The 13,793-nt window shown below is 53.8% G+C and carries 13 protein-coding genes and 1 other RNA gene; all 14 read right to left on the bottom strand.

What is annotated here, in order from left to right; genetic code table 11:
- Positions 1 to 293: 293 nt before the first annotated feature.
- The 14 genes from recR to rpoE all read right to left on the bottom strand — a co-directional run bounded on the left by recR (position 294) and on the right by rpoE (position 13,634).
- A complete protein-coding gene (recR, locus tag QJ48_RS30420; protein ID WP_054977102.1) occupies positions 294 to 890 on the bottom strand; it encodes a recombination mediator RecR in 597 nt (198 codons plus the stop codon).
- Positions 891 to 958: 68 nt separating this feature from the next.
- Positions 959 to 1,270 carry a YbaB/EbfC family nucleoid-associated protein gene (locus QJ48_RS30415; RefSeq protein ID WP_025851926.1) on the bottom strand — a complete coding sequence of 104 codons (312 nt, stop codon included), beginning with the start codon at positions 1,268 to 1,270 and terminating at the stop codon, positions 959 to 961.
- 21 nt (positions 1,271 to 1,291) lie between these two features.
- Positions 1,292 to 3,040, bottom strand: a complete 1,749-nt coding sequence (gene dnaX / locus QJ48_RS30410) for a DNA polymerase III subunit gamma/tau (RefSeq protein WP_054977101.1) — start codon at positions 3,038 to 3,040, stop codon at positions 1,292 to 1,294.
- Positions 3,041 to 3,111: 71 nt separating this feature from the next.
- Complete coding sequence (locus tag QJ48_RS30405; RefSeq protein WP_054977100.1) at positions 3,112 to 4,173, bottom strand: ATP-binding protein; 1,062 nt, start codon at positions 4,171 to 4,173, stop codon at positions 3,112 to 3,114.
- Positions 4,174 to 4,369: 196 nt separating this feature from the next.
- Positions 4,370 to 4,633, bottom strand: an RNA gene (gene ffs, locus QJ48_RS35425) — signal recognition particle sRNA large type.
- Between the two features lie 47 nt (positions 4,634 to 4,680).
- Positions 4,681 to 5,070, bottom strand: a complete 390-nt coding sequence (locus QJ48_RS30400; RefSeq protein WP_054977099.1) for a hypothetical protein — start codon at positions 5,068 to 5,070, stop codon at positions 4,681 to 4,683.
- An 88-nt stretch (positions 5,071 to 5,158) separates the two neighbouring features.
- Complete coding sequence (gene rpmE / locus QJ48_RS30395; protein ID WP_010500323.1) at positions 5,159 to 5,356, bottom strand: 50S ribosomal protein L31; 198 nt, start codon at positions 5,354 to 5,356, stop codon at positions 5,159 to 5,161.
- Positions 5,357 to 5,439: 83 nt separating this feature from the next.
- Positions 5,440 to 6,717, bottom strand: coding sequence for a radical SAM protein (locus QJ48_RS30390; RefSeq protein WP_054977098.1), 1,278 nt, complete (start codon positions 6,715 to 6,717; stop codon positions 5,440 to 5,442).
- A gap of 12 nt (positions 6,718 to 6,729) precedes the next feature.
- Positions 6,730 to 8,037, bottom strand: a complete 1,308-nt coding sequence (rho, locus tag QJ48_RS30385) for a transcription termination factor Rho (RefSeq protein ID WP_054977097.1) — start codon at positions 8,035 to 8,037, stop codon at positions 6,730 to 6,732.
- A gap of 88 nt (positions 8,038 to 8,125) precedes the next feature.
- Entirely contained in the window at positions 8,126 to 9,379 is a 1,254-nt protein-coding gene (locus tag QJ48_RS30380) for a UDP-N-acetylglucosamine 1-carboxyvinyltransferase (RefSeq protein ID WP_054977096.1), read from the bottom strand.
- A 140-nt stretch (positions 9,380 to 9,519) separates the two neighbouring features.
- The gene (fba, locus tag QJ48_RS30375) at positions 9,520 to 10,374 is read right to left on the bottom strand and encodes a class II fructose-1,6-bisphosphate aldolase (protein ID WP_054977095.1); all 855 of its coding nucleotides are present in this window, start codon (positions 10,372 to 10,374) and stop codon (positions 9,520 to 9,522) included.
- Positions 10,375 to 10,544: 170 nt separating this feature from the next.
- Entirely contained in the window at positions 10,545 to 10,937 is a 393-nt protein-coding gene (locus tag QJ48_RS30370; protein ID WP_010500317.1) for a response regulator, read from the bottom strand.
- A 236-nt stretch (positions 10,938 to 11,173) separates the two neighbouring features.
- Positions 11,174 to 12,775, bottom strand: coding sequence for a CTP synthase (locus QJ48_RS30365; protein WP_054977094.1), 1,602 nt, complete (start codon positions 12,773 to 12,775; stop codon positions 11,174 to 11,176).
- A 268-nt stretch (positions 12,776 to 13,043) separates the two neighbouring features.
- Complete coding sequence (gene rpoE / locus QJ48_RS30360) at positions 13,044 to 13,634, bottom strand: DNA-directed RNA polymerase subunit delta (protein ID WP_054977093.1); 591 nt, start codon at positions 13,632 to 13,634, stop codon at positions 13,044 to 13,046.
- Positions 13,635 to 13,793: the final 159 nt, after the last annotated feature.

The following is a 13,793-nucleotide window of genomic DNA, read 5'->3' as shown; positions in this document are numbered from 1 at the left end:
AGCAGCAGACGGTCTTGTTCAACGGCTTCGCGCTGCAGTCGGTCTTTCTTGCTTCCTATTTCCCATTTCCAGAGCTTCATTCAGTCCAACCTCCCGATTCAAGTCTCAGGTTTGTCCTGCTACTTAAATATCTATAGGGAGCTTAGCCGGGTTAGAACCAAAAAGAAGCCTTCTCAAAGGCATCCACGCGGCGAACCGCGCAAATCATGCTTCGAGAGCTTACAGCAGCCTTATGCGTAACCGCAAATGGACGACTGCAAGCCGGCTTCTTGTGGTATCAAATCAATATTTCATTACAGTTCTCTTCTGCCTTCCAACGCCTTGGTCAAAGTCACCTCGTCCGCATACTCGAGATCTCCTCCGACAGGCAATCCGTGCGCAATCCGAGTCACCTTGAGGCCGAACGGGCGAACGAGCCTGGATAAATACATTGCAGTTGCTTCGCCTTCAATATTCGGGTTCGTTGCCAGAATCAGCTCCTGCACCTGTTCGTCGCTCAGCCGCTTCAGAAGATCGGCGATCCGGATCTCGTCCGGCCCGATGCCTTCCATTGGGGAAATCGCCCCGTGGAGAACATGATAGTAGCCGTTAAATTCCTTGGTCCGCTCCATGGCAACCAGGTCTTTGGGCTCCTGCACGACGCAAATGACGGAAGCGTCCCGGCTTTTATCCTGACAGATGCGGCAGGGATCGGTATCGGTGATATTGCAGCATATCGAGCAATAGTGAAGATTGCGTTTGACATTGACCAGAGCTTTGGCAAAGTCGATGACATCGTCTTCCTTCATGCGCAGCACATGAAAAGCAAGACGCCCCGCCGTTTTGGGTCCGATCCCCGGCAGACGGGAGAAGGAATCGATCAGTTTGGCTAGCGGTTCCGGATAAAACAAGCGATTGGCTCCTCACGCATTAAAGTTGAAAACCCCAGAGTAGGTTCTGGGGCTTGATCCGGCTTCGATTAGAACAATCCCGGGATATTCATACCGCCGGTTAATTTGGACATTTCTTTGCCGGCCATTTCTTCGGCTTTGGTCATTGCGTCGTTGATGGCGCTAAGCACCAGATCCTGCAGCATTTCCACATCGTCCGGATCGACCGCTTCCGGCTTGATAACAACGGCCGTAACTTTCTTTTGTCCGTTTACCGTTACGCTGACGACGCCGCCACCGGACGTTCCTTCGACGGTTCGGTTCGCGAGATCCTCCTGAGCTTTGAGCATTTGCTCCTGCATTTTTTTCACTTGCTTCATCATCTGATTCATGTTGTTCATGAAAGACACGCTCCTCGTCGCTTAATCTTCTTTAATTTTAACCAAATCTTCCCCAAACAATTGAATGGCCTCGCTGATCCATTCTTCCTTCGCGCCGCCGGATGCTCCTTCGTCCTCCGGAACGAGCTGCAGCTCCTCCTTCGGTCCGTCGCCCGGCTTCGCTTGGTCGGCGGCAGCCTTCCAATCCTTCAGCATCATGGTCACGAGACGGTAAGGCTGACCGTAAACCTCGGCCAACGCCTGTTCGATCAGCTGCTTGTTGGCCGGCTTCTCGGTCGTCTCCCGGTGCATCGCGCTCTTGAAGGCTACGAGCACGTTGCTGTCATGTACGGAGACGGGCTCCCCGTCCACGAGCCACGCATGAACGGTGATTTTAAGCTCTTTCACCCGGCCAAGCACCTGGCTCCACTGCTGAACGACGTTCCGGAAAGCCGGATCCTCCCTGCCCTGCAGGTAAGCGTCCAGCTTCTCGATCTTCTTGGTGACGGCAGGCGCAGGTGCCGGACGCGAGCTTGCACCGGATGCAGGACCTGAGGCTGCGGGGGCGACTCCCTGCTTCAGCAGCTGCGCCAGCTGCTCTTCCAACCGCTGAATGCGGTTCATCAGTTGTCCGACTACCCCGTCCTGACGTTCCGTGGCCGCCCCCCCGCCTGCGCTCGGTCCGCCTGCCGGAGCGGACGATGCGCCCGCCTGACTGCAAAGCTTCATGAGCGCGACTTCCAGCAGCGTCTGCGGCTGAACGGAATATTTCATCTCCGTCTGATAATAGTTCAACGTATCGATCATGGCAATCAACGCATCGGCGGAAAATCGCTGTGCCACCTCGGCAAACCGTTTCACGTCAAGAATGCGCTCGGTGAGCGCCTGCGAGCCGGGAACCATTTTGACCATCAGCAGGTCTCGGAAATAATAGATCAGGCTCTCCATGCACTTATCGGCGCTTTTGCCTTCCTGCATGAACGTATCGATTAACCGCAAAGCGGCGCCTACGTCCCGATCTTGTATCGCCATCACCAGGCGCTCGAACTGATCCGAAGCCATCCCGCCCGTAATCGACAATACGTCGTCATACGTCACCCGCTCGCCTGAAAATGCGATGATCTGATCGAGCAGGCTGAGCGCATCGCGCATACCGCCATCGGATAACCGCGCGATGAACGCCAGCGCGTCGTCGTCGCTCTCGATCTGTTCGTCGGCGCACACTTGACGCAGCCGCTCGACCTGCTCCTCAAGCGACACCCGGCGAAAATCAAACCGCTGACAACGCGAAATAATTGTCGCAGGCAGCTTGTGAGGCTCCGTCGTAGCCAAAATAAACATGACATGGGGCGGAGGCTCCTCCAGCGTCTTGAGCAGCGCGTTGAACGCCTCCGTCGTCAGCATATGCACCTCGTCGATGATATACACCTTCTGGCGCACTTCGGTCGGCGCATATTTGACTTTATCCCGGATGTCGCGGATTTCATCCACGCCGCGGTTGGAGGCGGCATCGATCTCGACGACGTCCATGACCGCGCCTTCGGTAATGCGCACGCACGCATCGCATTCGTTGCAAGGCTCGACGCCCGGCCCGTTCAAGCAGTTGACGGCTTTGGCCAATATTTTGGCCGTGGTCGTTTTCCCTGTCCCGCGGGGACCGCTGAACAAATAGGCGTGGCTGAACCGCCCTTCGCGAAGCGAGTTTTGTAAGGTTTGGACAATATGCTTTTGGCCGACCATATCGTGGAACGACTGCGGCCGCCACGTTCGATATAAGGCGATATGTGCCATCTTGCCCTCTCCAATGATTGTTTGTCGTCTATTATACTACACTTGGAGGGAGGATTGAAGCCGCGCTGCTTTTAAGGAAACGGAATGCTGACGGTAAACGTCGTGCCGTACCCTTTGGACGATACCCGAATATGCCCTCCGATATCGTGAATGATCCGCTGGCAGACCGACAGGCCCAGTCCCGTTCCTTCCGCTTTGGTCGTAAAGAACGGATCGAAAATTTTATCGATCACATAGGCGGGGACACCTGGACCGGTATCATGAATCTCGATATTGACCAAGCGTTCCTCCAAATCGACTTTCTCGCTTACCGTCAAAATACCTCCTTCGCCCATCGCTTCGATTCCATTTTTGCTGATATTGAGAAACACCTGTTTCAGCATCTCACGGTCCGCGACCACATGCGGCAGTCCGTAGAGCGATTCATATTGAACGACGACCCGGTGCAGGATCGCTTCGTTATTGATAATAGGCAAAATGTCCCGCAGCACTTCGGAGATGTCCACTTCATCGTATGTAACGTGCTTCGGCTTGCCGAGCAACAAAAATTCGTTGACCAGCTCGTTGATCCGATTGATTTCTTTCAGCATCACCACGGTATATCCGTCTTCGCGTTCCATGCCCTGCTCTTGAAAGGTTTTGCGCAGTACTTGCAAAAAGCCCTTGATCGACGTGAGCGGGTTGCGGATTTCATGGGCCGTGCCTGCGGCAATTTGACCGATCATCGCCAGACGATCGCTGCGCTGCACCTGTTCCTCCAGGGAACGCAGATTGGTGACGTCCTTGAAAATAAGATAAGCTCCGACGATCCGCTCGTCCTCATCCCGAAGCACACTGGAATCGACCAGCAGCTCGTATCGCTCCTGGTTATTGGTCCAAGACAAGGCATGGTTGCGTACGACCATCCCGTCCAATATACTCCGTTGCACCAACCAGTGCTCGACAGGCAGATCGGCAAAAATGGAATCCATCGATTGATGGAGTACCTTTTCTCTTTCTAACCCCAGCACGCGGCAGGCCATGTCGCTGATATCGATCAGCTCAAATTCGGTATTGATCAGCATCACTCCCAGATTCACGTCCCTAAGGAATATGCCGGCAAAGCGTTGAAGCAAGGTCAGTTCGTGCCGCATCGTCTTCCTCCCCCCATTAATCAGCGGATAGCCGAGCGCAATGGGTGTCTGATTATGGTTTACTTAGTCTGGTTAACTTTAGTATACAATTCTCCTAATTTTTTCATTTTCCTTCTGTCAAATACAAAAAAACACCAAGTTCGACAAGCTTTTACAGCTCATGATCTTGGTGTTCTTGTTTTTTAATATTAGGAAACCGCGCACCTACCTTGATATTACGATCCAAGTGGAATTTTTATCGTCAGCTCAAGTTAGGCCACCCTCCGGCACATGAAACTTCCTGCTTATGGCTGCTTCCTTCCGGACCTGACCAGATTCAAAGGCATCCATTGCGGAGGACCCGACTCTCAACACCAACTTTAAAACCCAAACCTTACATCGCAATACCGCGAATAGGCGTTCGACCCCGCTGCAGCGGATTGCGGGTTACAGGGCACCGCTACCTCCCCGTCTAGCACGGCATACATAAGTATAGTCGATTCGTGTCCAAATAGCAACCTCAAGGGGTTATTTAGCAGTAACGGTAACGTTAGCATTATATCTCGGCGCAGCGGCGGCTAAAGCTTCGGCAGCTCCCTGCCGGATCCGTTCGATTTCCTCCGACGGGGTATGGGCTGGAGCACTCAAGCGAACGTAAGCGGTCGGCCCGTTCAAGCTGATGTTCGTGATGCTGACGTTCGGAAACCGTTGGCTAATCGCATTCTGCATGACGCGCAGATCGTCGGGATACGTACGGTAGCTGGCGCTGAGCGGCATATTCGGGTTCGTCTCGGTTATCCCGAGGGCGCCGTCCCGGGTATGCGTCGCTGAATTTTTGGTGAACTTCTGCTGCTGACATGCCGCAAGCCCGGACAACGCCAAAGCTGCGCTCAGCAGAACGGCAAGCGATCTTAACAAATGAAAACACCTCCTGCAGCTCTAAGATCGGATGATCTTAGGATAGCCACAGGAGGCGCGCTTATGCCGTTATGCTGCTGGCAACAACTTACATGCCGTATTTCTTTTTGAATTTATCGACGCGACCACCGGCATCCACAAATTTTTGCTTCCCGGTAAAGAACGGGTGGCAAGCGGAGCAAATCTCTACACGAAGATTTTGCTTAATGGATCCCGTTTCAAACGTGTTACCGCATGCGCAAGTAACCGTCGTTTGATGATAAGTCGGATGAATCGCTGTTTTCATTGCCCTTTCACCTCTTTTGCCCTGAAACACCATGTGAATCAGAGTTATCATTTAAACACACATGAGCGATTATATCACGTTCATTAGCCGCGCTGCAACTGTTTCTTGCGCCGTTCCGCCAGTTCGTCCGGAATGTGCGTATACGAACCGAGCACGACATCCGGCAGCTCTTCCCGGAAAATGTCCAGCATCTGCTTCATGCCGTACCGCTCGCCCCGGGCCGCAGGAATGAGGCTCAAATAGCTCTCCGGATCGATGTTCAGGTTGCGCAGCTGGATCAGCTTCAGATCGGTCCGGCGGGCGAATTCGATCATCGCTTCGATCTCTTCCTCCCGGTCGGTGACCCCGGGGAAAATAAGGTAGTTGATCGACGTGACAATCCCTTTGTCGGCGGCGTAGCGCAGCGATTTCTCGACATTGCGCAGCGTATAGCCGCGCGGTTTGTAATAGGCGTTGTAATGGTCGTCCAGCGCGCTGATCGTGCTGACGCGCATCAGATCGAGACCGGCGTCCACGATGCCGCGGATATGATCGGTCAAGCCGGCGTTCGTGTTGATGTTGATGTAGCCCAGATCGGTACGGCGGCGCACTTCGCGGATCGCTTCGATGATCGTCTTGGCTTGGGTGGACGGCTCGCCTTCGCAGCCTTGCCCGAAGCTGATGATGCTCTCGGGCGTCTTCAAATGCTCCAGCATCACCTGCACGACTTCTTCCGTCGAGGGCTTGAAGTTCATCCGGGTCTGCGGCGCCGGAAACCCGCTATCATCCGGCTGCTCGGAGATACAGCCGAAACAGCCTGCATTACAGGAGAACGAGACCGGAACAGCCCCTTCCCATCGGTTCAAAAACGTATTGGAAGCCGTCAGGCATTCATATCCGAGGGCGCAATTCGACAAATGCTGAAACAGCCGGTTGTCCCTGTACTCTCCGAGAATCCGCTTTACTCCAAGCTCCAATTCGTCGGGATCGCAGTTGCGCGGGTTCCACCGCTCCGGATCGTCGCAAGCCTCGGCTGCGACGTAGAAGCCGCCGTCTTTCCAGACGACCGCCGTATAGCCGAACAAAGGCAGCACTTTGGATTTGTCGGCCTTCACGTAACCCGGCAGCAGCAGGCGGGTAAAACTCTGCGGAAGCAAAGCTCCGACCGCGGTGAAGTCCCCCGGCACGACCTGCATTTCGCCCGTCCGCTTATGAACGCCGATCGGCCGCGTATCCGGCAAGCTGACGAGAGTGGCGCCTTCGGGCAATGGAATAAGCTCGTCTTCCATCATTTCGGTCACCAGTTCGCCGCTGCGGCCAAGGCCCGTGTATTCCGGATGGTCGAACAGGTTGCCGTCACGGTCCGCATAAACCAGATTCATAAGGTCCTCCTTCTACGAGACGGAGTGCTTGACCCGACGGGAGGTGCCGCCGCTTCCGCCCGATTGCGGGCTGCCGCCGTTCGGATCGAGGGTGTCCAGAAACTCTTGGTTCGTTTTCGTCTCGGCGAATTTTTTGAGGAACGCATCGATATAATCGTGCGAATCGTTCATTCCTTTGCGGATCGCCCATACTTTGTCGAGCTCTTCTTTCGTCAGGAGCATTTCTTCGCGGCGCGTACCCGAACGGCGGATATCGATAGCCGGGAAAATGCGGCGTTCCGCCAGCTTGCGGTCCAGATGCAGCTCCAGGTTCCCGGTTCCTTTAAATTCTTCATAGATGACGTCGTCCATCCGCGAGCCGGTTTCGATCAAGGCTGTCGCAAGAATCGTCAGGCTGCCGCCTTCTTCGATATTGCGCGCGGCACCGAAGAAACGTTTCGGCCGATGGAAGGCCCCGGGATCGATCCCCCCGGACAACGTCCGGCCTGTCGGCGGTACGACGAGGTTGTAAGCCCGCGCCAGACGCGTAATGCTGTCCAGCAAAATAACGACGTCCTTCTTATGCTCCACAAGCCGCTGTGCGCGTTCCAGCACAAGCTCCGCAACCTTGATATGATTTTCCGGCACCTCGTCGAAGGTGGAAGCGATCACTTCCCCGTTGACGGAGCGCTGCATGTCGGTAACCTCCTCCGGACGTTCGTCGATCAAGAGAACGAACAGCTTGACATCCGGGTGATTGGTCGAGATGCTGTTGGCGATTTCCTTGAGCAGCAGCGTTTTTCCCGCTTTCGGCGGGGCTACGATCAAGCCGCGTTGGCCAAAGCCTACAGGAGCCAGAAGATCCATCAAGCGGGTGGACAGTTTCGTAGGAGAGGTTTCCAGAACCAGTTTCCTTTGCGGATAAAGAGGAGTGAGCGCAGCGAAGTGCAGCCGTTCCGAGGCCGTTTCCGGGTCTTCGCCGTTGACGGCTTCCACGTGCAGCAGCCCGAAGTAACGTTCGTTCTCCTTGGGAGGTCGGCATTTGCCCGATACGACGTCGCCGGAGCGCAGATCGAATCGGCGAATTTGCGAAGCGGAGATGTAGATGTCCTCCGAGCTCGGCAAATAGTTGATCGGCCGCAAAAACCCGAAGCCCTCCTGCAGGACGTCGAGCACGCCCTCCATGAACATCAAGCCGCTCTGTTCGGCCTGTGCGCGTAGAATGGCAAAAATGAGTTCCTTCTTCTTCATTTGGCCGTAGTACGGGATTTGATGTTTTTTAGCCAGCTTGTAAAGCTCCGTGAGCTTCAACGCTTCAAGCTGAGCGAGATGCATATCCATAAATTTTCAACCACCAAACTATTAATTTTTCAAGCCAGCGCAAAATATACTCTAGCCTTACCCAATTTCGGAGCAATCTATACCAATCTTAGTCATTCTGCCGCCAAACTTCCGCTCCTAAATTCGATAGATTGGTTACCAGATGATCGTAGCCTCTGTCGATATATTCAACGCCGGTAATTTCCGTAACGTCTTCGGCGACCGTCAGTCCGGCAATAACCAGCGCTGCGCCTGCGCGAAGATCGGTCGCTTTGACCTTGGCCGCGCTCAGCTGGCTGCCTTCGATGATGGCAGAACGGCCTTCCACTTTGATCTTGGCCCCCATACGCAACAGCTCCGGGATATGCTTGAACCGGTTGCTGTACACGTAGTCGCTCAAAATGCTGACTCCGCGCGTCTGTGTAAGCAGACTGCTCATCGGAGACTGCAAGTCGGTCGCAAATCCGGGATATACGAGCGCTTTCACGTCCACGCTTTCGTATTCCGGCTGTCCGACTACGCGGATCGATTCGTCCATTTCGTAAATATGTACACCCATTTCCTGCAACTTGGCGGTTAAAGCTTCCATATGCTTCGGGATGACATTATCGACAATGACGTCACCGCGCGTCGCCGCTGCGGCAATCATGTAAGTACCTGCTTGAATGCGGTCCGGAATGATCGAATGACGGCAGCCGTGCAGCGCATCGACGCCCTCGATCCGGATCGTTTCGGTTCCTGCGCCTTTGATTTTCGCGCCCATGGAGTTCAAAAGTGTAGCTACATCTATAATTTCAGGCTCTTTTGCCGCATTTTCAATGGTCGTGACGCCTTTGGCCCGCGAGGCCGCCAGCATGATGTTAATCGTCGCCCCTACGCTGACGACGTCCAGATAGATTTTGGCTCCGCGCAATTCCTTCGCTTGGATGTGCAGGGCGCCGTTTTCGTTCGTAATTCGTGCCCCCAGTGCCTCAAAACCTTTGATATGCTGATCGATCGGCCGCGGTTCGAAATTGCAGCCGCCAGGCAAACCTATCGTCGCCTCGCCGAAACGCCCGAGCAAGGCTCCCATCAAATAGTAGGAAGCTCTAAGCTTCTTCACGTTCCCGTTCGGCATCGGCCGGGATAACAGCCGGCTCGGATCGATCATCATCTGATCCTTGCTCCATTCTACCGATGCGCCGAGTTCCTGAAGCAGCTCGGTATAAATCGCCACGTCACTAAGCGCAGGCAAATTATCGAGCGTAACAGCCGTTTCCGATAAAATGGCGGCCGGAATAAGCGCAATCGCGCTATTCTTGGCCCCGCTGATTTGAACCGTTCCCCGCAGCGGGCGCCCACCGGCGATCATCAATTTCTCCATTCGTTGTTCTTCCTCCCACTTCACTGCTTTAACGCATTACCAGTCAGGTGCAAACTCGTCTAAGTTGGGTTCCGTGCCTACGTTGACAAAAGAAGAGAGGGAAATACACCGAATCCCGGTGTATTTCCCGCTGTAGTCGATTAAGCTTGGTTGGCGCTTCCGAACAGCTGGATTTTGGATTTAACCACTTCAACCATGGCTTTGCGGGCAGGAGTGAGGTATTTGCGAGGATCGTACACTTTCGCGTCTTTGTTAAGAACTTCGCGGATCGTTTGCGTACAAGCCACTTGATTCTCGGTGTTCACGTTGATTTTGCCTACGCCGGCTTCGATAGACTTCCGGATCATTTCGTCCGGTACGCCGGAGCCGCCGTGCAATACGACCGGAACCGGAATCGCTTTGGATACCTTCTCGATAATATCGAAACGGATGTTCGGTTCGCCGGCATACATGCCGTGTGCCGTACCTACGGCAATGGCCAGGCAGTCGACGCCTGTCTCTTCGTAGAAACGGATCGCTTCTTCCGGCTTCGCCAGGTTGGCATCGGACTCATCTACGCTAATGTCGTCTTCCACGCCGCCGATCGTTCCAAGCTCGCCTTCGACGGATACGCCCATCGCATGCGCGGTTTTCACGACCTCTTTGGTCAGACGGATATTTTCTTCAAAGGAATAATGGGAGCCGTCGAACATGACGGAGCTGAAGCCTGCGCGGATACATTTCATCGCGACTTCGAAGCTGCTGCCGTGGTCGAGATGCAGAGCGATCGGAAGACCGGATTTCTTGGCGGCCGCTTCCGCGATTGCTACCGTAAATTCGATGCCCATATACTTCAGCGCGCCTTCGGATACGCCGAAAATAAACGGGGATTTCAATTCTTCCGCCGCTTCCGTAATAGCTTGGGCAAATTCCAAGTTATTCATATTGAACTGACCTACGGCGTACTTGTTCGCTTTTGCTTTAGGCAAAAATTCGTTCATCGAAACGAGTGGCATGGTGGTTCTCTCCTCCTATGTCGTTAATGACCGTGCCAGAGTGCTTGTCTGTACTCTTTTGTCATACTGGCCCATTATATCATAGATCGCGACAAACGTTAATAATCTATCGCACACCCTGCCCAAGACGATAAACTCCGCGAAACGCCCAAGAAAAAAGAGGACCCTCATCAGGATCCTACGGCGTAAGAGTTATTGTTAGGAGTTCGCAACTGCTGGTTGACGGCTTGGCGCAGCTCGTCGATGTCGAACGGCTTCGTGAAGTGCATGATCGCGCCGAGATCGGTCGCTTCCTTGATCATGTCCAGCTCGCCGTATGCCGTCATCATAATGACTTTGATTGACGCATCGATACTTTTAATGTGCTTGAGGATATCGAGACCGTCCATGCCCGGTATCTTCATATCGAGTAAAACCAGATCGGGCGATACGTTTCTTACAATCTCGAGTGCGAGTTTTCCGTTGGAAGCCTGATAGGTTTCGTAGCCTTCGCTGCTGAAAACCTCCATCAACAGGATGCGGATGCCGTTTTGATCGTCAACAATGAGCAGCTTCTTTTTCATCGAGGTATCCTCCTATTCCGTTTCCCTGAGGTTAAGAATTCCGTTCTGTTATGCCCGCAATAACAGTATTCGCTGCCGCTCCCGCGATTCCTGCCGTATCTCTAAAAAAAGTTGAAAACTTTTACAAATTAAGCAGACATGCACAAACCGTTCGCTTCTTGGGATACAAAAAAAACAGGAGGCGCGTCCGGTACATACCGGATACGTCTCCTGTTTCGATAGCTGCGTGCAGCAATTTATTTGGAATGTTGGTACGCCGCTTGCACGAAATGCTTGAACAGCGGCTGCGGACGGTTCGGTCTCGAGGTGAATTCCGGATGGAATTGCACGGCCAGGAACCACGGATGGTCCGGACATTCGATAATCTCGACCAAACGGCCGTCCGGGCTTGTGCCGGAAATCTGCAAGCCGGCCGCTTCGATGCGGTCGCGGTACTCGTTGTTGAACTCGTACCGGTGGCGATGGCGCTCGTAAACGAGCTCGTCGTCGTAGCAGCGCATCGCGAGCGAGCCTTCCTTGAGCTTGCAAGGATACAGGCCAAGGCGCATCGTTCCGCCGAGGTCTTCGATATCCTTCTGCTCCGGAAGCAGGTCGATGACCGGATAAGGCGTCGTCGGATGAATCTCCGAGCTGTTCGCGCCTTCGAGTCCCACCACCGAGCGGGCGTATTCGACAACGGCCACCTGCATGCCGAGGCAAATGCCGAAGAACGGGATTTTGTTCTCGCGCGCGTAACGGATCGCCGTTACCTTGCCTTCGATGCCGCGGTCGCCGAAGCCGCCCGGCACCAGAATGCCTTGAACGCCGGAGAGCAGCTCGTCCACGTTATGATCGGATACTTCCTCCGCATTGACCCAACGGATCTTGACTTCGGTATTGCAGTCGATTCCGGCGTGGCCAAGCGCTTCGACAATACTGAGGTAGGCGTCGTGCAGAGCAACGTATTTGCCGACAATGGCAATTTCAGTCGTCGTTTTAAGCGACTTCACCCGACCCACAAGGTTTTCCCACTCCGTCATGTCCGGCTCGTTCGTGGACAGCTTCAGGTGGTTGACGACGATGTCGTCAAGCCCTTGCTCGCGCAGCATCAACGGCACTTCGTATAACGTCTCGGCGTCGATGCACTCGATAACGGCACCCGGGTCGACATCGCAGAACTGCCCCAGCTTGCGCTTCATATCCTCGGTCAGCGGATGCTCCGTCCGGCAGACGATCACATGCGGCTGGATGCCGATGCTGCGCAGCTCTTTGACGCTGTGTTGGGTCGGTTTCGTTTTCACTTCGCCGGCCGCTTTCAAATAAGGAATGAGCGTGACGTGAATATACATGACGTTCTCACGGCCGATGTCGCTCTTGATCTGACGAATCGCTTCAAGGAACGGCAAGCTCTCGATATCGCCCACCGTACCGCCGATCTCGGTAATTACGACGTCCGAATGCGCTTCGCGTCCGGCGCGGAATACCCGCTCCTTGATTTCGTTCGTAATGTGCGGAATGACCTGAACGGTCCCGCCCAAATATTCGCCGCGGCGCTCCTTGGCAATGACAGAGGAGTATACTTTCCCCGTGGTGACATTGCTGTTCTTCGACAGATTGATGTCGATAAAACGTTCGTAGTGTCCAAGGTCAAGATCCGTTTCCGCACCGTCGTCGGTGACGAATACTTCCCCATGCTGGTAAGGGCTCATCGTTCCCGGGTCCACGTTAATGTAAGGATCGAACTTCTGGATCGTGACCTTCAGTCCGCGGTTTTTGAGCAGTCTTCCAAGCGATGCGGCCGTGATGCCTTTGCCTAAGGAGGAAACGACGCCCCCGGTCACGAAAATGTACTTTGTCATCTGTAATACCTCCCAAAAGTTTTGCATCCCGATCCATGATAAACGGCTCCAACGTCTCTATCTTTAAAAGGATAAGCACGTTTATCAAGGTTGATACGAAGCGACAAGTTACGAAAACTTATAAAATTTTTCCAACAAAAAAAAAGAAAAAGCCCCCGTGAATACGGGGCACTTTTTTATCAAAAGTCATCAAGGTTCGTAACGTTCCATCTAAAGCCCAGAAAATAGTTTACTCTGAACGGTCCCGGCTGTCAAGGACAAGCCTGTTTTATTTATTTTCTTCTTCGTCGTCGTCCGCACTGTCGTCGTCATCGCCCAAATCTTCCAGATCCTCTTCCTCGGACCCTTCCTCATCCAGCGCTTCGTCCAGGTCCTCGTCTTCGATTTCTTCGTCTTCGAAAAACTCGGTTTCTTCCTCGACTTCTTCTTCCGCGTCAAAATCGTCGTCGCGAGGCGCATCGAACGAATCGTATTCTTCTTCTTCGACGAATACGTCTTCTTCCTCGGCGTACAGATCCTCGTCGTCGAGATCGTCGTCCTCGTCGTTAATGATGCGCGGACGCTTGCCGCTGCCCACCGAATCCTCGGACTTCTCGACAGGATACCAGCGTTTCAATCCCCACAGATTGGTGCCGACGCACGCAAAACGGCCGTCGATATTAATCTCCGTATATAATTGCGCAATGACCTGCATGACTTCGTCATCGGACAGACCTTTGATTTTGGCAATCTCCGCCATCAAATCCCGATAGTAATACGGCGTGTTGGCCGCTTTCAGAAGCTCAAAGGCGAGGTCGACCATAGGCATTTCCTTGGCTTGCTCTGCGCCGATTTTAAGCAGTAAGTTTTGAGCACTCATTTCGGGGCACATCCCTTCCAACGTCTTTAACTACCACTAAACTATCCACTATCACCAATAAGTAAACCTTATTTTATGTAAAAAAGCAACTGGCGGCGCGGCATTTCCCGAAATGGAAACAAGGACCGCACCGGCAGCTCCTTCGCACTCGGCGCCGTC

The organism is Paenibacillus sp. A3 (assembly GCF_001399685.1).
In the GTDB taxonomy this organism is placed as follows: domain Bacteria; phylum Bacillota; class Bacilli; order Paenibacillales; family NBRC-103111; genus Paenibacillus_G.
This window is presented reverse-complemented; position numbering and strand designations above follow the sequence as displayed.